This is a genomic window from Parashewanella tropica, from assembly GCF_004358445.1.
Classification (GTDB): domain Bacteria; phylum Pseudomonadota; class Gammaproteobacteria; order Enterobacterales; family Shewanellaceae; genus Parashewanella; species Parashewanella tropica.
On sequence record NZ_CP037951.1, the window covers coordinates 2990227 to 3009418 of the forward strand.

Genomic DNA, 19192 nt, shown 5'->3' on the forward strand with positions numbered 1-19192 from the left:
CGTTGAGCTAGGTTCTGGGGTACATGGATGTACCATCAGAACCGTTAGGTATTTATTCAATCATTGCCGAAACGCTTAACTCCGTTGGGGCGGCTCAGGGGATTCAAAAGGGGAAGCAGCTGGAGGCTTCCCCTTTTGGCGGTGTGGTGTGCAACACCACGACTTTCTAGAATTTCAAATAAATTCTTATATCAAAAAGCCACTGAATGCCCGACTTCTCGGACATAACACATTACCAAAAGGTGAGTTTCAATAACAGCTAATCGGAGAGATGACCTCTTCCCCATCGAAGCTGTTTCAGGTTTTATTGAATACAAAATGGCGTAAGCCTGACACGGATGTCAGGCTAGACTCTGGGGTACATGGATGTACCAGCAGAGGCGTTAGTCATTTATTCAATAAAATATGAAACGCTCAGCTTCGTCTGGGCGGCACAAGGGGATCCAAGGGGAAATTTGCTGAAGAATTTCCCCTTGGGCGGTTTGGTACGCAGTACCAAGGTTTATTAGAGTTTTGTAAAAACTCTCCCCCTAAGAAAAAAACATGGAAAATAAAAATGAAAGGATACAATAAGATACTTTGGATTGATGGGTTCTCAGCAGCTATAGCAGGAACACTCACTCTCATCCTACATCAATTTTTAGTCACCATTTACGGTTTACCAAAAAGCATCATATTACTCATAGCCATTGTAAATCTCATTTACGCTATATACGCACTTTTTCTAGCACAAAACAAAACACGTTCTTTGCTAGCTGTAACCACTCTGGTAATGGGTAATTCGTTATGGGCAATTTGCTGTATGTTAATTGTTAAAACACACTTTACTGACATGACCAATATCGGGCTGTTAGTTATTATCGCAGAGTCAATTTATGTTACTGGACTTGCATTTTTTGAGTGGAAGTGGCGACATAAGCTCACAAAGCATTTAACTTAAGCTCTAAGGGTTTGATATTTTTTAGATACATAAAGCAAAAAGCCCTCAAATGAGGGCTCATGGACAAAATAGAAATTAATAATTAGGTTGTTGAAATAGTGCTTCAACCGATAAACCTTGAGCTGATAGTAAATCTCTAAGCCGCTTTAAGGCCTCTACTTGAATTTGTCTTACACGCTCACGAGTCAAACCAATCTCAGCACCAACATCTTCTAAGGTTGAAGGCTCATAACCCAATAAGCCAAAGCGTCTTGCTAACACTTCACGTTGCTTACTATTAAGTTCATTCAGCCACTTAACAACAGAGTTAGAAATATCTTTAGATTGAACCTTATGATCTGGACCAACCATATCTTCTGCGGGGATAACATCGAGAAGCGCTTTATCATTCTCACCGCCGATTGGAGTATCAACAGAAGTGATCCTTTCGTTGAGTTTAAGTAGCTTACTCACATCAGCACTGGGAACACCTAATTTGTCAGCGATTTCCTCAGCCGTAGGTTCATGATCCAATTTATGAGCTAGCTCTCTCGCTGTACGCAAATAAACATTAAGCTCTTTAACTACATGAATGGGTAAACGAATAGTACGAGTTTGGTTCATGATGGCGCGTTCAATGGTTTGACGAATCCACCAAGTCGCGTAAGTTGAAAAACGGAAACCACGTTCAGGGTCGAATTTTTCTACCGCTCTAATTAGACCGAGATTACCTTCTTCAATAAGGTCTAACAAAGCTAAGCCACGATTATTATATCGACGAGCGATTTTCACCACTAAACGCAGATTACTTTCGATCATACGATTGCGAGATTTTTCACAACCATTAAGTGCTTTTCGAGAAAAGAAGACTTCTTCTTCAGCAGAGAGAAGCGGTGAAAAACCAATTTCACCTAAATACAATTGAGTTGCATCAAGATTTCTTGGTGTATCCTCTTGCCCTATGATTTCGTCAGCTTTTTGCTCACGCTGAGCTACGCTCACATCGGAATCCATTTCTTCAGTGACGCCTGCTAACTCTTTTACAACCGCGGTACTATTTCTACTTCCCATAATGGCTTCCCCCCAAATCGGAACTAAGATAGTGTTACTCGGTAAAAGCTGTCAGTAATTCAAACTAGAAAGGAAATGTTAGATATTGAGGGTTTTGTACAACACAAGGGGAAATGCTTCCTTGTTACTTCACTACAACTTCATCCCTAATGTAGCTAACGGCTATCCTTACCAATTGATATTACTTAAATTTACTCATCGTAAATCAAGCTTTTTCAATTCCTTAATCTATATCGCTCTAATGACAATAATGTTAAGGCTTGCTCGTCCTCCAGTGCCAAATCGGCTCCTAAGTGAATTACTTAGGTAAATATTGCAATGGATTGACTGATTTACCGTGGTATCGAATCTCGAAGTGCAGCATTACGCGGTTTGTACCAGTGCTTCCCATTGTCGCAACAGTTTGTCCTGCTTTCACTTGTTGCTTTTCTTTTACTAAGATTTTATCGGCATGTGCATAAGCACTTAAGTAATTATTATTGTGATTAATAATTACTAAGTTACCGTAACCTCTAAGCGCATTTCCCGCGTAAACTACTTTGCCATCTGCCGCCGCTTTTATTGGGTCTCCGCGACTGCCGGAAAACTTAACTCCTTTGTTTCCCTGGGCTTTACTTGAAAAGCGAGCGATGATTTTTCCTCTGTAGGGCCATACCCAGCGCTCAACTTTCTTCTGAGAATTTATTTTTTGAGAAGCCACACTATTTTGAGTGGATGGCTTGTTACTTTTTTGTTGTTCTACTTTTACAGAGTATGCAGCTTGATTATTTTTATCAAGTATTTTTTGTGAACTATTTTTTTCAGTTTTGTTTCTTGGAGGATTTTTAGAGTTAACTACTGATTTTTTTGTAGTTTTAGCTTTGTTTTTGTAATTTTTTTTCGGAATTGAAGGTTTATTTAACTTCAATATTTGTCCTGGAAAAATGGTATATGGGGCAGGTAATTTATTCCAATAAGCGAGCTGTTTGTAATCTCGATTAGCACCAAATGCGATTGAGTAAAGCGTGTCACCTCGCTTCACTTTATAGCGACTACCTTTGATGCTGCCTTTTTCATAACCGGTATTATATGTAGTTAAACTAGTAACGGGAGCAGGTTGTTCTGTTCGATAACTACAACTCACTAATAACTGCACAATTGCACTCAGCAACACAAGTTTGATGACAGCCTTCACTGCTTATCACCTTGTATTGTTAACTGTTGCTGACTCATGCTGTTGATATCCATTCTATTAGAATTAGTCAAAGAAGCTCTATGCTAAATCCCCATCGACTAGGGGAACAAATTTTACCTGTTCAATAACTTCAGAGCTAAACGTATCTCCCTGCCTAGTGATCCGCATCAACTGCTGAGATTCACCTCCTACTGGTATGACTAATTTGCCACCGTCTGCTAGTTGTTGTAATAAAGCCTCTGGGATCTGGCTTGGGGCAGCTGTTACCAATATCGCATCATATGGACCTTTATTTACCCAGCCTTTCCAGCCATCACCGTACTTGAATGAGATATTATGTAAGTCCAGCCACTTCAACTTTTGACGAGCTTGGACTTGTAGACTTTTGATGCGCTCTACGGTGCAAACTAGAGGAACAATCTGAGCAAGAATAGCTGTCTGATAACCAGATCCTGTACCAATTTCTAGAATATTATTTGGACGATGGCTAGTGACTAATTCCGTCATTTTGGCAACGATATAAGGCTGTGAGATTGTTTGACCACTGCCAATCGGTAACGCCGTATTTTCATAAGCCTTATGGGCTAATGCCATATCCAAAAAGTGTTCACGTGGCGTATTCGCTACCACTTGAAGCACTTTATGATCACTAACCCCTAATTCAGCTAAACGTTGTGATAAATTGATTGCCGCAGCGCTGACAGCCTGTGTCATAATTTTTTAGTCCATTCATTCAAAGTGGGTAACTGCTTATAAGCCGTTAAATCTACTGTTAATGGCGTAATTGAAACAAAGCCATTCGCTACAGCATTAAAATCGGTATCATCATCAGAATCTTGCTGTTGCCCCGGAGGACCTAACCAGAAGATTTCTTTACCTGATGGATCTTGTGTTCTCACTAACCCTTCAGCTTTATGCCTAGCACCTAAATGTGTAACTTTAATGCCTTTAATGTGCTCTAAAGGAATATCAGGTACATTTACATTTAAAATTTGATCCCTTTCTAAAGGATGTTCAAGTAAGCCTTGCACTAACTTCACCGCCCAGTGGGCAGCGGTTTCATAGTGTTCTAGTTTTTTTCCGACCAAAGAGATAGCGATAGCAGGTAAACCTAAAAACCGCCCTTCCATTGCTGCAGCAACAGTGCCTGAGTACAGTACGTCATCTCCCATGTTGGCTCCGGCATTAATACCTGAAACCACAATCGATGGCTCTTGCTCACACAACTCTCTGATAGCTAAGTGTACACAGTCAGTCGGTGTCCCACTCACTGAAACGAAGCCATTATCTAACTTATTAATCCTTAAAGGGTTAGTCAAGGTTAATGAGTTGCTAGCACCGGAACAATTTCGGTCGGGTCCAACAGTTAATACATCGGCTATAGTTGCCATAGCTTGAGTAAGCGCTTTAATTCCAGGAGCTAACACACCATCGTCATTACTGACTAGAATGAATTTTTTCTTATTCTCAGTTTGCAGCACTTCTTCTTTGGGCTTTTCTTTCCAAACACGCTGCTGAACGTCAGTGTAATTAACTAATTCCCTCAAAATAGAGGTTGCAAAACAGCCTGAAGGCAGCGAAAAGCTTAAAGTGAAGGTATCATCTTTAACTTCATAAGAAAGGTTTTCGGCTTTTAAGATAAACGCTCGACGCTCTTGTTTTAGACCAGCGTCTTCAAGTCCTGCCTTTTCCACACTATGTGATTGAAGCGCTTGAGCTTCAAACTGTAGGGCTTCGGCTTGAGAACTCAGTTCACCTGCTCCCCATAACGGAATTGAAAGCTGAATGTCATTGGTGGCTAGACGTTGCTTTGTTTCATCATCCCACGCTTCGACACTGAAATAACTTTTTGATCCAGTAAGTAAGACACAATCACCGATTATTGGCTTTAATTGATGACTTTGTAGCCTTTGAGAAACCACTTGATTGAATAGATGGGAGCGAACCGCAGACAAATACATACTGCGCTTACTTCTGTCTTTAACCTTGCGACCTTTGAACATTTCAACACCGTGTTTGATGTTGTTACCTTCATGTCCAAAGCGCTGCTCTCCAAAGTAATTGGGAACACCAAACGCTTTAATTTTTTCTACTTTTTCTTGTAGCTCATTGATGTCAGAAACATTTCTTAGAACAAGCGTAAAGCGATTACCAGCCAGCGTACCTAAGCGTAGTTTTTTACTATGGCGATGAGCTTGTAATATTTGCATTTCATCATCATTTAACTCCGCCCAGTTTGGGGTTTCTTTACCCGGTATACGAACACCAAACCACTGCTCGGTGACAGCATTGCGATCTTTCTGCCCTGCAAAGGTTACATCTTTACTTGGTACTCCGGCAAACCGAGCTAATTTATCAGCGACAAAACGCGTATTTAACCCCTCTTTACGGATATAAAGCCAGTGATGCTCACCTTCACCAGATGGTTGAACGGGCATCATTTCTACGACTTTAAAGTCAGCATTATGAGTACGTAAATCGGCGGTGGCTGAGGGTTTACCATGTAGGTAGTGTAATTCGTCAAACATCTTAAAACCTAAATACTTAACTAGCGTTTATCTTTTGCCTCTGGGTACTATTTTGACTGCATCAATACAACTGCTTCTACGGCAATGCCTTCTTTACGCCCCGTAAATCCTAATTTTTCGGTTGTAGTCGCCTTAACGTTGATATTGTCGACATCCGTTTCTAAGTCCTGAGCAAGAATTTGTCTGATTGCTTCAATATGTGGCAGCATTTTCGGTGCTTGTGCAATCACAGTGACATCAAGGTTCCCAATTTGAAAGCCTTTACCTTGTGCCAGCTTATAACAGTGCCTTAATAGCACACGGCTATCTGCTCCAGAATAAGCTTCATCCGTATCAGGAAAGTGCTTGCCGATATCTCCTAGCGCCATAGAGCCTAAAATGGCATCACTAATGGCATGCAATACCACATCACCATCAGAGTGAGCGATCAGACCTACCTCATAAGGAATAGTGACACCGCCTAAAATTAATGGCTTATCAGAACCGAATTTATGTACATCAAATCCATGTCCAATGCGAAATTTCATAAGATTACCCAATATTCTTTAAATAAATTTCAGCTAACTGTAAATCGTCCGTATGCGTGACTTTAATGTTATCAGGTCGCCCCGATACTAAACCTGGCTGGATATGAGCCCATTCCATAGCCGAAGCCTCATCAGTGATCGATACGTTATTAGCCAGTGCTTGTTCTAAATTTTCTTTTAATGGCTCTAACGGAAACATTTGAGGTGTCATAGCGTGCCACAGTTGCTCTCTGCAAACCGTCTGCTCAATCTTGCCATCGGTATCTGAACGCTTCATCGTATCTCTGACAGGCATAGCTAAAATAGCACCTTGTGGAAACTGAGCTCTCGATGCCAGCAACTTATCAATATCTCCATTTGTGATGCAAGGTCGTGCGGCGTCATGCACCAAAACCCACGATTTAGATAATCCGTTATTAGCGGCACAATTTAGGGCATTGAGAACCGAGTCAGCACGTTCTTTTCCACCAGTAGCTTTAATTAACTTAGGATGTTTAGCTTCTGGTAATTCATCGAAATAGAGATCATTTTCACCGATAGCTACTATCACTGTTTCGATTTTTGGATGAGATAAAAAGACGTTGAGAGTGTGACTTAAAATGGTTTGATCTTTAATCGTAAGATACTGCTTGGGAATGTTTCCTCCCATGCGTTTTCCGACACCAGCAGCAGGAATGATGGCTATGATACGGTCAATATGTTCGCTCACGCGTTTGGCTTCTCCAATTAGGGCTTTTTCTTTCCTCGAACAACTCGATAGAACGTTTCGCCTTCTTTCACAAGACCGAGCTCGTTTCTCGCTCGCTCTTCTAATGCTTCTGTACCCGTTTGTAAATTGGCAATTTCTTCTTTTAATACTTTATTGCGTTCAACTAACTTTTGGTTACTTTGTTGCTGTGTATGAATCTGCTCTACTAAGGAAAAATATTCATGCAAGCCATTCACTCCCCACCATAAACGGTATTGGAGCAAAATCAATAACACACATAAACTGGCAATAAATAATTTCATTGAGTTAAATAGATTGATTATTAAAAATAGAGGCCACCTTATTGGGTGGCCTCAAACTTTCCTAATTATGAGTGACTAGAAGTCATCAATCAAGCTTTGAACTCAAGCAGAAGATATTTCCTCTCTTCTCAAGAATTACTTGCAGTTGATTTCAGCTAGACCACGGTAAACCGCTTTGTCACCTAGTTGCTCTTCGATACGAAGTAACTGGTTGTACTTAGCAACACGGTCAGAACGACATAGTGAACCGGTCTTGATTTGACCTGCTGCAGTACCTACCGCTAAATCAGCGATAGTTGCATCTTCAGTTTCACCAGAGCGGTGAGAGATAACTGCAGTGAAACCAGCTTCTTTCGCCATGCGAATTGCGTTAAGAGTTTCAGTTAGAGAACCAATTTGGTTGAACTTGATTAGAATAGAGTTACCAATCTTGTTCTCGATACCACGAGCTAAGATCTTAGTGTTAGTTACGAATAAATCGTCACCTACTAGCTGAACTTTGTCGCCCATGATTTCAGTTTGGTACGCCCAACCGTCCCAATCAGACTCGTCTAAACCATCTTCGATAGAAACGATTGGGTATTCAGTTGCTAGCTCTTTTAGGAAATCAGAGAAGCCGTTTGAATCGAATACCTTACCTTCGCCAGAAAGGTCGTACTTACCGTCTTTGTAGAACTCAGATGCTGCACAGTCTAGTGCTAGAGTTACGTCTGTACCTAGTGCGTAGCCTGCTGCTTCAACTGCTTCTTTGATCACGGCTAGTGCTTCAGCGTTAGACGCTAGGTTTGGCGCGAAACCACCTTCGTCACCTACTGCAGTGTTAAGACCTTTACCTTTAAGTACTTTCTTAAGGCTATGGAAGATTTCAGCACCCATGCGAAGCGCTTCACGGAAGCTTTTCGCACCAACAGGTTGAACCATGAACTCTTGGATATCAACGTTGTTATCCGCGTGCTCACCACCGTTTAAGATGTTCATCATTGGAACAGGCATAGAGTACTGACCCGCAGTGCCGTTTAGTTCAGCAATGTGAGCATATAGTGGGATAGCTTTGAATGCTGCCGCTGCTTTAGCGTTTGCAAGAGATACAGCAAGAATCGCGTTTGCACCTAGCTTATCTTTGTTTTCAGTACCATCAAGGTCGATCATAACTTGGTCGATGTCTGCTTGTGCAGTTGCATCTTTACCAATTAGAGCTTCAGCAATTTGACCATTGATGTTTGCAACAGCCGTTAATACACCTTTACCTAAGTAACGTGCTTTATCGCCATCGCGTAATTCTAGAGCTTCACGGCTACCAGTTGATGCGCCAGATGGAGCAGCAGCCATTCCAACAAAACCACCTTCTAAGTGTACTTCTGCTTCTACTGTTGGATTACCACGTGAGTCCATGATCTCGCGACCAATTACTTTTACAATCTTAGCCATTGTTATCCTCGATATAAGATTTATGTTGTAAATTAAAATAAAAAATGAAAACTTATACCAATTGAGTAATTAAGCACCAAATTAGTATAAATTTTCAAAAAAATACAGTTGCCACTTCAATTTTTAGTGATTGAAGTGGCTAAAACTGAACAAACTTCCTTAGCTGTTTTTTTGAAATTCTGCTGCTGCAGCAACAAAACCTTCAAACAAAGGATGTCCATCTCTTGGAGTTGAAGTAAATTCTGGGTGGAATTGACCTGCTACGAACCATGGGTGATCGGCAATTTCAATCATCTCAACTAATTTACGATCAGATGATAAACCACTGAATACTAAACCAGCCTTTTCTAGCTGATCAACAAAGTTATTGTTTACTTCATAGCGATGACGATGACGTTCAACGCAAGATTCAGAACCGTAAGCTTGTGCCGCTTTGGTTCCAGCCTTTAAATGACAAACCTGTGCGCCTAGACGCATAGTGCCACCTAAATCAGAGGCTTCATCACGTTGCTCTATCTTACCTTCATTATCAATCCATTCCGTGATCAAACCCACAACTGGGAAAGGAGACTGCTTGTCAAACTCACTTGAATGCGCACCTTTCATACCGGCAACGTTACGAGCGAACTCAATAAGCGCTACTTGCATACCCAGACAAATACCAAAATACGGTACTTTATTCTCACGCGCATATTTTGCTGCAAGAATCTTACCTTCAACACCACGCTCACCAAAGCCACCAGGGATCAAGATACCATCAAGACCCTCTAGTACTTCATTTCCTTTTGCTTCAACGGTTTGAGAGTCTACATACTTAATGTTGACAGATAAACGATTTTTCAACCCTGCGTGCTTTAATGCTTCATTTACTGACTTGTACGCATCAGGTAATTCAATGTATTTACCTACCATACCGATGGTCACTTCATCGGTTGGGTTGGCTTCTTGGTAAATGACATTTTCCCACTCAACTAAGTCCGCTTCTTTGCATTCAATACCAAAACGCTTAGTCACTAAATCATCTAGACCTTGAGACTTAAGTAGTGCAGGGATTTTATAGATGCTATCAACATCTTTAAGTGAGATGACAGCGCGCTCTTCTACGTTACAGAACAGAGAAATTTTTGCTTTTTCATTACTTGGAATCGCGCGATCACCACGGCAGATAAGAACATCTGGTGCAATACCGATTGAACGAAGTTCTTTTACTGAATGCTGAGTCGGTTTAGTTTTCACTTCACCCGCTGCACCTAGGAAAGGCACTAGAGTTAAGTGCATGAACAAGGTACGCTCACGACCTAAAGAAACACCTAACTGACGAATCGACTCAAGGAATGGTAGAGATTCGATATCACCTACTGTTCCGCCGATTTCAACGATAGCAATATCATGACCTTCACCGCCCGCTAACACCTTCTCTTTAATGGCATTAGTGATATGAGGAATAACCTGAATGGTTGCACCTAGGTAGTCACCACGACGCTCTTTACGAAGTACTTCTTCGTAAATACGACCTGTGGTGAAGTTGTTACGCTTGGTCATTTTGGTGCGAATAAAACGCTCATAGTGACCTAAATCTAAATCTGTTTCCGCCCCGTCTTCGGTTACGAACACTTCACCGTGTTGCGTCGGGCTCATAGTGCCTGGATCGACATTGATATATGGGTCCAGTTTCATAATGGTAACGTCTAAACCACGTGCTTCTAAAATCGCCGCTAACGACGCCGCTGCAATGCCTTTACCTAATGATGAAACTACACCACCAGTTACGAAGATATACCTTGTAGTCATGCTGAACCTGAGAAAGTAAAAAGTGAAAATTCGCTTACATCAATTCAAATACAACTCACCATTTGTTCAAGTTTTGCAACACAAACAGCAACAACAAGCTAAAGCTTGTGGATGAAAATTGGATTGATATGAGAAAGCACTAGGACGGGGAAGTAGTCTAGCAAAAACGTGAACATGGCACAATTGAGAATTTTGAAGATAGTGAGTTTTTTAACCTAAGAACATCAGTTGGCTACGTTCTCAGGCGTAGGAAAAATGGCTGTTAGCAAGGCGTAGCTTGAAGCAAGTAGTTATTCTACTTGCAAAAGTTACAACATAGCTAGCGGTCATTTTAGCAAGCTTGTGAGCGTAGAGCGTTTCACCCATTCGGTGAATGATAAAAACATTGAAATTATATTGAACTCAGATTGATATTAACCTAACGAGCGTTCAACTGATGTTTTTAGGTTTAAGGTAATAAATAAATCGAAGCTTGGTGCTTATTTTACCTAATATGGGTCATATCGAAATAATTCAATAATTTATCTTGGGTAGGGGATTTCGATGTTTTATGCTGGGTAATCGTGACATTTCCCTAAAAATACTCATTTGTTCTTCATCGAAAAATTTATTATCTTCGAGCATAGCCAGTAAATTACTCTTTTTTTCACGGCTACTATCTGGATCTTTCAATATCCCCTCAATACGCTTAATCGTTCCATCCATAGCATCATGCACAGTTTCATATTTAGCTCGCAACTCGAGTTCTTTAGGCAGTACTTTAGCTCTGGCAACAGCCTTATCCATACTTGATACAAGCATTGAGCGACTCTGTGGCGAATCAACTAAAGGAGTAGGAGAATATCCAAAGGCTCCATCACGAATAATCGTCTGTAATTCATTTGCAGATTCTAGGGGGAAACTAATGGGTTGTTCTAGCTGTTGACCTAAGCTAGGTTGTTTCAATGGAGAATGATAAAATACAAACTGAGGGTTGTGATTTTGCTCAGCCACAAAAACTTTATAATCCTCCCCACCATGCGATATTTTAGGTATTTTTCTTAAGCTAAAACCTTTTTTCAAGTGGTTATTGGCGACGATACAAAAATCAATCAGTTTATCTTCGTCATCAAAAATTTCACTGTGAAATTGAGTCATCACCTCGAATTGTTCGCTTTTAGAATTCAAAACGAGCCAACTTCTTAATTCAGTTTTTCCATTTTTCAAGGCAATATGAGATTTAAGTAGCTCAACTACGAGCTCGTTGTACGCCTGAGCATCTTTAACTTCTGACAAGTTTAAAGAGTCTATGGGAAGTGATGCTGCCATTTATCACCTTAATTTGGATATGAAAGCGATAAACAAGTGTTCAAGCTTATCACTCAATTAGGGCTATAACTTATAGAGCAAAACCATACTTGGAGAAATAACAAATTCCATAATTTGTTCACCTAAAGCAAGCATTTCGTAGACCTTAACAGTTTTATAGTTTTGTAACACCAAGATAAACAAAATCTAATGTGTTCTTAATTCACTGCTTAAGCAGGTATTTGCATCCCCAATTCTTTCATTTTAGCGATTTTATATCTTAAGGTTCTTGGGCTAATACCAAGCTTTTCTGCCACCATTTTTCGACTACCTTGGTATTGATTTAGTGTTTCTAAAATGATCACATGTTCTTGTGCTTTTAAGTCGTTACCCAATGTTTCAACATCTTTAGGTTGAGTATCTAGAGCATCATTCGCTGTTTGTTCGTGCACTTCATTAGCATCAATAATGATGTCGTCTACTGAAATTTGATCACCTTGATGAAGAATAATGGCTCTTTGGATCACATTATCCAATTCACGAACATTACCCGGCCAACGGTGTAGCAAGAGTTTTCTCATTGCTGCATCGGCAAATTCCGGCACTTCAATAATTCCCTGCTTTTCACAATGTTTACTTAACATATGCTTAGCAAGAGGAATAATATCGGCTGGACGTTGATACAAAGCTGGCCATGCTAAAGGAAAGACATTGATTCGATAATACAAATCTTCTCGGAATTGCCCTTCATCAACATACGCTTTTAAGTCACGGTTAGACGTAGCAAGTACCCTAACGTCTAATTTAATGGTTTTACGACCACCTAAACGCTCAACTTCTCTCTCTTGCAGCACACGAAGTAGTTTAGCTTGCAGTCCCAATTCCATTTCGGAAATTTCATCTAGAAGTAGCGTACCACCTTGTGCTTGTTCAAACTTACCCGGACAAGCTTGATGCGCGCCTGTAAACGCTCCTTTTTCGTATCCGAATAAGGTCGCTTCAAGCATGTTTTCTGGAATAGCAGCACAATTGATTGCTATAAATGGCGCGTCTTTACGATTACTGTTTTGATGAACATAGCGCGCCATCACTTCTTTACCACTACCGCTAGGACCAAGGATCATCACAGATGCATCAGAGGTCGCTACCCTTTTCGCAAGGTTAAATAAGTTAACGCTTTTTTCATCTTCAATGATTGGCTGATCTACATCTGTAGAATCAGGAAGGTAGCGTGATACTTGATTTAATAATACTTCGGTCGCAAAGGGCTTTTCGAGGTAATCGACAGCGCCTTGCTTAATCGCCTTCACTGCATCGTCAACCGTTGCAAATGCAGTCATCATCAGCATAGGTAATTTAGGATGATTTGCAGTTACGTAATTCAACAGACCTAAACCACCAATGCCTTCCATTTGAACGTCACTGATTACCATGTCAAAGCTTTGCTTCTTTAAGGCCAAAATAGCATCTTCTGCCGAGGCTACATCTAAGCAGTCATATTGAGCTAGAGTCAAAGTATCAACTAACGCTTCACGCAAATCCGCATCGTCTTCGACTAATAATAATTTGGCTTGAGACATAATTCTTACTCCGGATTAGGCCGCTGCGGCAAGAGCAGGGAATCGCATTACAAAATGACAACCTTTCTCTTTTTCACAACTTAAGGTTAATTGACCACCATGGTTTCCAACAACTGACTGCACCACAGCGAGTCCCAAGCCTGTTCCTTGTGACTTAGTTGTATAAAAGGGTTCTAAAATTTTGCTATGTAATTCGGCGGGTAACCCTTTGCCGTTATCCATAACTTCAAGAAATAACTCTTGATGATGTTCGCTGGCTTTTACAATAATTTCTGAAGCTTTAGCTTCGATACTGTTCATAACTAAGTTATTGATAGCTGAAGCTAACGCCGATTGGTTCGCCATCAACTTTGCAGACGACATATCAATGAATGTAAGTTGGCAACGATGCTTAGTCGCAATCGGTTCACAATCGGCTTCAACTTCACGCATTATCTGGTTTAGCCCAACGGCTTCCCCTTCTTGCTCTTGACGCCCTCTTGCCATAAGCAGCATGTCATTAACTTGACGTTCAAGTTGGTTCAACCGGTCGACTAACTTTCCTTGAAACTTATCTTTGTTAGCTTGAGGAAGTTTAGGGTTGGCAAGGTTTGAAGCATATAACATAGCAGCTGAAAGTGGCGTGCGTACTTGATGTGCTAATTTAGCCACCATTTTACCCAGTGCAGATAGCCGCTGAAGATGAGCCAAGCTATTTTGCAGCTGACGAGTTTCCGTGAGATCAGTAAGAACGATTAACTGTCCTGATTCTGGAGATAAAGGTGTGATTTCTAACTTTACTCGACGTCCATTAATGAGAGAGACTTCATGACCATCATCGTCTTGAGGAGCAAAGGAGCGTTGAATGATAGTAAACCATTGTTGGCCCTCAAGGGGCTCACCAAGTAATTCAATTGCAACAGGGTTAGCTTTGGTTACTACACCGTTGCCATCAAGAATGACAATACCTGATGGCATAGCCTGCAATATGTGTTCTACTTCATTCGACATTGAATGGCCTCACTCATGGCTTCTAGCAAGAAGACAGAGTGAAGACGATTTACATCAAATCGACCAAGCACCTTTATTTTTAATGAGTAGCTCACCCATTCACTCCGTCAAAAAACTGTTTCTAGAGTGAATAAAGCAGCTAGTATGCCAACTGTTAAACTAAGAGTATGTATACCCTTTGCAGCTCTATGAAATAACAGGGGTTAAAATATGATTAGTATTTTTTCTTGAATGCCTTTTGTTCTGGGCTTAATGGGTCTGCGAAATCTTCACGAGTGAAATGCGTAGATTGTTGATTTTCTCCCACACTTTCACAGCCTTCCAATAGTTTTTCCAACACTTGAGCTCTTAAGCAGGTTGTACGTTCGACTCTTTCAAGCCTACTTTGATTAAGCTTTACTTCAGCTTTAATTTTCTCTTCCATTTCTAGAACACTCGAGTCATCTGTTGGTTCTAACTCTATCGAAATTTTCCTTGTTTTTTCCTCTGGTAAAAACATAGAGACAACAATTTGGCTCCCTCTTCTCATACTCTCAAACAGGAAATAGCCACAAGGTTTATTGTTGATAAGTATTGGAATTTTCATATCAGTGATAGCCAAGGCTCTTGAACACTGACCAAAGCTTATCTCATCATTTGTGCTAGCGACTAGCAACTGATTCATTACAACGAGTTCAGATAAAAGCAGGTTCTTTTTTGCTTGACCCGAAAGGCTTCTATGGGTTTTACTTACTTCAGAGCCTAACCTAATAATCATATCCCTATGTTCGTGTAAATGTACCTTTTCCCCAGCTTTACCGTTTTCGGAGATTTCTACGTAACGAGGTAATGTGCCAATGACAGGTAATTCTATTGGTTCTATTTTTAGCACTGGTTGAGGAGTTTTTTCTGAAGTAATAGGGATTGGGTCAGGTTTTTTAGCCGTATGCTCGTCTGAACTCTCATCTTTGAGCAAATCAAATCGAGCACTGCCTGATACTATAACCCAGTCTGTATCTTCTAGGCCTTTGTCATACTCTAAAAAGATATGATCTTTCCATATAGAGCTAATTGGTGGCGGTATGATTTCTGTAAAAAACTTATTCTCTACAGCCCTTGCAACTTTAAGCGTTTCTACCGAGTCAGCTTGATAACCTTCAAAAAACAATATCAGCTCTCTAGTGAGAAACAGAGTCGTTCTGTATTGGTATCTAATAGTAATACTTTCACACCTTCCCTCAGTTATCCGCACTTTAACAGTGCCAGAAAATTCCCTAAGTTTTATTGGTGGGACTTTACCTTTAGGAAAGGTCCACGAAAGTTTATACAACTCGTTGACCCGATTTACTTCTGCACATGCAGCTGTCATTCTAGCAATTCACAATGTGTTGGCTTGACCGATATTGTATATTTAAGCGAACGAAGAATGTGTGAATATAAAGCGTTTTTAATTTTGTGTTAATACCGATTACATGGGCAGCATTGGAAGGTTATAAAAGGAAGTGAGCAAACATTGAGAACTATGTTTGCTCAGAGAGCAATAAGTTAATCCTTAGATAAGCTGTACTTTTTCATTTTTTCTACAAGGGTAGTACGTCGAATACCCAGCATTTCTGCGGCTCTGGCTACAACGTTATCTTGCTGTTCTAAAGCTTGGCGGATCATATCAATTTCCAGCTCTGCCAATAAATCTTTAAGATTAACCCCTTCCGGCGGTAATTCACTAGGGAAGCGATTATCAGGTATTTCTACTGGCTCTTCATCTGTAAAGATAGCTGCTAGTGCATCACGCTCAGCTTGTTCTTCACTAACGGCGACTTGATATTCAGGAACATCAATATGACGGTACTTATGAGGTAAATCGTTAACGTCAACTAAGCCGCCCGGATAAAGGATGGTAAGCCTTTCAACTAAATTCGACAACTCACGAACATTTCCCGACCAGCCATGCTCTTTCAGTGAATCAATGGCTCTTTGAGTAAAGCGAACCTTTCCACGGCCTTCGTTAAATACTCGAGCAACGAGCTCTTGTAATAATAAAGGAATATCTTCACTGCGCTCTTGTAATGATGGCATTTCGATTGGAAAGACATTGAGACGATAATACAAATCTTCACGGAATGAATTTTCTTTGATCATCACTTCAAGATCACGGTGAGTTGCTGCAACAACACGCACATCGGCTTTAAGGGTTTTCGAACCACCAACACGTTCAAATACACGCTCTTGCAATACGCGAAGTAGTTTCACTTGCATTTGCAGTGGCATATCACCGATTTCATCTAAAAACAGGGTCCCACCTTGAGCTAACTCAAAACGGCCTTTACGAGCCGTAATTGCGCCAGTGAAAGAGCCCTTTTCGTGACCGAATAGTTCACTTTCAAGCAGTTCTGGTGGTATAGCACCACAGTTTACAGGAATAAACGGACCATCTCGGCGCTCAGATAAGTAATGAATATTACGTGCAACGACTTCTTTACCTGTGCCCGACTCACCTAGCACCAAGACTGTAGCGTCTGAACCTGCCACTTGGCTTATCATGTGTCGTACTTGATTAATACCTTCACTTCGACCAACAAGGCTTCTGAACAGTTTGGTTTGGTTTACACTGGTAGGTACTTCTACCCGTTTCGCTTGCCCAAAGACTTGGCAAAAGTGCAAAAGTTCTGTTAATTGTGGATAGCTCAGAGTATCTGATAATGAACCAATAAGGTTTGCTGCTTCGACGTCAATATCTTGAGATAATGCAATGAAAGGTTGCCATGGCAACGCATTGATTAATGAACGAACAGCTTCAAGCTCGCTAGACGTTACTTCAATAACTATTGCCCGATAACGAGTACCATCCGTTCTTGCACTAAGTTGTTCTAGGCTAATGTGCTCGACTTGTTCTCCAAGGAACTCTAATACACAAGTTAGACGATTAAATCGTTCTAGGTCATTACCGACAAGTAAAATTCGTTGATCAATTTGCATCATTAATAAGGCCGTAAATGCATCATCACTATAAAAACCTAACCATCACTTATTGCTTGGAAATACCATGCCAATTAGGCTAAAAGTCATATTACAGTTTAGTCGAGCTAGCCAACAATGTCAGTTGAATAACTATGTTAGTCAAACTCGCTTGTAAGTTACAGTGTCATTTTAGCTAATTTTATGTTACCCGAAGGTAAACACTGCTTGTAGATGGCATATTGTATTATCAGCACGCGAGAAGCAAGCCTCTAATTAGCTTTCTGCAAAACTGAACGATTTATAGCTCAAAAAGCAAACAGCACATTTGATTTACGTCAATAAAATGGCTTTAGTGCTTTTATTGTCATATAAAAAAGCCGGAAGTTATGATGCTTCCGGCTAAGCGCTGTTTTTCTATTTTAGGTTACTTTTCTAAATCAAAACCTGTCAAACCAATATAGTGGTACCTAAACCCTTTTCGATCGTCTTTAGTTTTATCGATCGTATAGCTCGACTTAAACTCAAGACCGGCATCATTAATACCAAACCAGCTTACAGAATAGGTTTGGAAGGCACCAAGGTTGTAAATATATTTGTTATCAGGCGATACCCAGATATCCTTACTATCAAATGGCCCATCTATGTCACCACGCTTGGCATAAGGTAGAGCCTTATCATTGGCAACAGTACCGTCTTCATTTAAATCAAACGGAGTGATCAAGTTAGTATAAAAACTTGCAACATATACACGCTTACCATCTGGGCTTAATGCCGTCCAACAAGCATAATCTTGAGTATCCGTTTCGCCAGTTTTAAAGTTCTGAGTTTTAGAAACGGCTGTACCGTTATCAGAAAGTACAACTAAACCATTATCAGACTTTTCTGGCACCTGATTGATGTTAGAAACATGGATGATTGAGTTACTGCCTTTTGCCCAGTTGATACCTACAGAGCCAGAAATACCGTCTTCTTCCCAGAATCTAGAACCGGTAGTAGCCCCAGTTTCATTATTGAAGTCATAAACATACACACGGCTTTTTTGCATTTCAGCTTCGCTTGGCTGTGGTGCGAATAGATGTGGTACACCCCATGTCGCAACCGCAAGCTTTGAACCGTCATCACTAAAGGTTACCGTCGTTGGACCGCCATTATACTGAACATAAGTGGCTAGTGGCGCATCACCTTCAGGCGTCAATGAACCATTGTCAGAGTCAAAACTAAAAAGTTCTATGTTACGAAGCTTATCAGAGTCGCTGGTTTGCTTTAACGCGTCTCTATCAGCAAAGTACTCATTGTTTGGGTAACGTTCAATGGCACGAGGACTACCTCCGCCATGCTGAATGTTTGGGTTGTCCCATTGATTACCGACAACCATCCAATATTCAGTATCACTGTCTTTCTTTTTAGTGAAAGCCAAAGTTGCAGGACGTTGACCTTTAGAAGGAATGTTATTGAAATAGGTAAGCTCACCATTTTCACGATTAAGCTGGAAAACACTGATGCTGTTAGAACCACCATTCACAGTGAATAAGTAATTACCGACAATTTGAATAGCACCTTGGGTATCATAGTCACCGTGAGCAATACCACCGATGTCAGCGTTGATACCACCAGTACCAAAAGTATCATAAACCTTTTCATCTCCTAAGCTACCGTCACTATAACGTGCTAAGCGAATGATTTGGTTATCACCTTCTCCATTAGTCGTAGTGTATATAAAGCCCACTACAGAAGGTTGAGTTGGTTGGGGTGGCGTTACTGAATCCTTTTTATCAGATCCACAAGCCACGATGAGTAAAGATGCTAAACCTGCAGCAAAAGGTTTCCATCCTTTAGAAATTAAGTTGTGTCCGTACTTCATTACTACCTCGTCTTTACAGCTTTCTATACTACAGTAGATAAGGTATAGGTTAGGTACTCTTAGCTGTCAAAGCCGAAGGCAAGGAATT

Annotated in this window: 15 protein-coding genes and 2 pseudogenes; 1 reads left to right on the forward strand and 16 read right to left on the reverse strand. The window is 40.7% G+C overall.

The window, feature by feature from the left end:
• The first annotated feature begins 556 nt into the window (after positions 1–556).
• Entirely contained in the window at positions 557–940 is a 384-nt protein-coding gene (locus tag E2H97_RS13100) for a hypothetical protein (protein ID WP_133407543.1), read from the forward strand.
• A 75-nt stretch (positions 941–1015) separates the two neighbouring features.
• Here E2H97_RS13100 and rpoS read toward each other — a convergent pair whose 3' ends face one another.
• The 16 genes and pseudogenes from rpoS to E2H97_RS13180 form a co-directional block, all read right to left on the reverse strand.
• Positions 1016–1933: an RNA polymerase sigma factor RpoS gene (rpoS, locus tag E2H97_RS13105; protein ID WP_246029093.1), complete on the reverse strand. Its 918-nt coding sequence runs from the start codon at positions 1931–1933 to the stop codon at positions 1016–1018.
• A 355-nt stretch (positions 1934–2288) separates the two neighbouring features.
• A complete protein-coding gene (locus E2H97_RS13110; RefSeq protein WP_246029002.1) occupies positions 2289–3164 on the reverse strand; it encodes a peptidoglycan DD-metalloendopeptidase family protein in 876 nt (291 codons plus the stop codon).
• Positions 3165–3242: 78 nt separating this feature from the next.
• Positions 3243–3878 carry a protein-L-isoaspartate(D-aspartate) O-methyltransferase gene (locus E2H97_RS13115; protein WP_133407545.1) on the reverse strand — a complete coding sequence of 212 codons (636 nt, stop codon included), beginning with the start codon at positions 3876–3878 and terminating at the stop codon, positions 3243–3245.
• A complete protein-coding gene (gene surE / locus E2H97_RS13120) occupies positions 3875–4615 on the reverse strand; it encodes a 5'/3'-nucleotidase SurE (protein WP_133408651.1) in 741 nt (246 codons plus the stop codon). The genes E2H97_RS13115 and surE overlap by 4 nt, the downstream gene beginning before the upstream one ends.
• Positions 4616–4711: 96 nt before the next feature.
• A pseudogene (gene truD, locus E2H97_RS13125) lies at positions 4712–5692 on the reverse strand (tRNA pseudouridine(13) synthase TruD); the annotation flags it as partial.
• A gap of 47 nt (positions 5693–5739) precedes the next feature.
• The gene (gene ispF, locus E2H97_RS13130; RefSeq protein ID WP_133407546.1) at positions 5740–6219 is read right to left on the reverse strand and encodes a 2-C-methyl-D-erythritol 2,4-cyclodiphosphate synthase; all 480 of its coding nucleotides are present in this window, start codon (positions 6217–6219) and stop codon (positions 5740–5742) included.
• Positions 6220–6223: 4 nt separating this feature from the next.
• Positions 6224–6928 carry a 2-C-methyl-D-erythritol 4-phosphate cytidylyltransferase gene (gene ispD, locus E2H97_RS13135; RefSeq protein WP_133407547.1) on the reverse strand — a complete coding sequence of 235 codons (705 nt, stop codon included), beginning with the start codon at positions 6926–6928 and terminating at the stop codon, positions 6224–6226.
• A gap of 17 nt (positions 6929–6945) precedes the next feature.
• A complete protein-coding gene (gene ftsB / locus E2H97_RS13140) occupies positions 6946–7230 on the reverse strand; it encodes a cell division protein FtsB (protein WP_133407548.1) in 285 nt (94 codons plus the stop codon).
• A 135-nt stretch (positions 7231–7365) separates the two neighbouring features.
• Positions 7366–8658: a phosphopyruvate hydratase gene (gene eno / locus E2H97_RS13145; protein ID WP_133407549.1), complete on the reverse strand. Its 1293-nt coding sequence runs from the start codon at positions 8656–8658 to the stop codon at positions 7366–7368.
• 159 nt (positions 8659–8817) lie between these two features.
• Positions 8818–10449 (reverse strand): CTP synthase, encoded by a 1632-nt coding sequence (locus E2H97_RS13150; RefSeq protein ID WP_133407550.1) that lies wholly within the window; start codon positions 10447–10449, stop codon positions 8818–8820.
• 513 nt (positions 10450–10962) lie between these two features.
• Positions 10963–11757, reverse strand: a complete 795-nt coding sequence (locus tag E2H97_RS13155) for a hypothetical protein (protein WP_133407551.1) — start codon at positions 11755–11757, stop codon at positions 10963–10965.
• A 209-nt stretch (positions 11758–11966) separates the two neighbouring features.
• Positions 11967–13316 (reverse strand): sigma-54-dependent transcriptional regulator, encoded by a 1350-nt coding sequence (locus tag E2H97_RS13160; RefSeq protein WP_133407552.1) that lies wholly within the window; start codon positions 13314–13316, stop codon positions 11967–11969.
• Positions 13317–13331: 15 nt separating this feature from the next.
• Positions 13332–14309 (reverse strand): annotated as a pseudogene (locus tag E2H97_RS13165) (sensor histidine kinase); the annotation flags it as partial.
• Positions 14310–14520: 211 nt separating this feature from the next.
• Entirely contained in the window at positions 14521–15654 is a 1134-nt protein-coding gene (locus E2H97_RS13170; RefSeq protein ID WP_133407554.1) for a hypothetical protein, read from the reverse strand.
• Positions 15655–15830: 176 nt separating this feature from the next.
• Positions 15831–17264 (reverse strand): sigma-54 dependent transcriptional regulator, encoded by a 1434-nt coding sequence (locus tag E2H97_RS13175; protein ID WP_133407555.1) that lies wholly within the window; start codon positions 17262–17264, stop codon positions 15831–15833.
• 403 nt (positions 17265–17667) lie between these two features.
• Positions 17668–19104: a beta-propeller fold lactonase family protein gene (locus E2H97_RS13180; protein WP_133407556.1), complete on the reverse strand. Its 1437-nt coding sequence runs from the start codon at positions 19102–19104 to the stop codon at positions 17668–17670.
• Positions 19105–19192: the final 88 nt, after the last annotated feature.

Excerpts from the sequence above, each read along its gene's own strand:
- E2H97_RS13100 (WP_133407543.1), top strand. The coding sequence starts at position 557 with ATGAAAGGATACAATAAGATACTTTGGATTGATGGGTTCTCAGCAGCT.
- rpoS (WP_246029093.1), bottom strand. The coding sequence starts at position 1,933 with ATGGATTCCGATGTGAGCGTAGCTCAGCGTGAGCAAAAAGCTGACGAA.
- E2H97_RS13115 (WP_133407545.1), bottom strand. The coding sequence starts at position 3,878 with ATGACACAGGCTGTCAGCGCTGCGGCAATCAATTTATCACAACGTTTA.
- ispF (WP_133407546.1), bottom strand. The coding sequence starts at position 6,219 with ATGAAATTTCGCATTGGACATGGATTTGATGTACATAAATTCGGTTCT.
- ftsB (WP_133407548.1), bottom strand. The coding sequence starts at position 7,230 with ATGAAATTATTTATTGCCAGTTTATGTGTGTTATTGATTTTGCTCCAA.
- eno (WP_133407549.1), bottom strand. The coding sequence starts at position 8,658 with ATGGCTAAGATTGTAAAAGTAATTGGTCGCGAGATCATGGACTCACGT.
- E2H97_RS13150 (WP_133407550.1), bottom strand. The coding sequence starts at position 10,449 with ATGACTACAAGGTATATCTTCGTAACTGGTGGTGTAGTTTCATCATTA.
- E2H97_RS13155 (WP_133407551.1), bottom strand. The coding sequence starts at position 11,757 with ATGGCAGCATCACTTCCCATAGACTCTTTAAACTTGTCAGAAGTTAAA.
- E2H97_RS13160 (WP_133407552.1), bottom strand. The coding sequence starts at position 13,316 with ATGTCTCAAGCCAAATTATTATTAGTCGAAGACGATGCGGATTTGCGT.
- E2H97_RS13170 (WP_133407554.1), bottom strand. The coding sequence starts at position 15,654 with ATGACAGCTGCATGTGCAGAAGTAAATCGGGTCAACGAGTTGTATAAA.
- E2H97_RS13175 (WP_133407555.1), bottom strand. The coding sequence starts at position 17,264 with ATGATGCAAATTGATCAACGAATTTTACTTGTCGGTAATGACCTAGAA.
- E2H97_RS13180 (WP_133407556.1), bottom strand. The coding sequence starts at position 19,104 with ATGAAGTACGGACACAACTTAATTTCTAAAGGATGGAAACCTTTTGCT.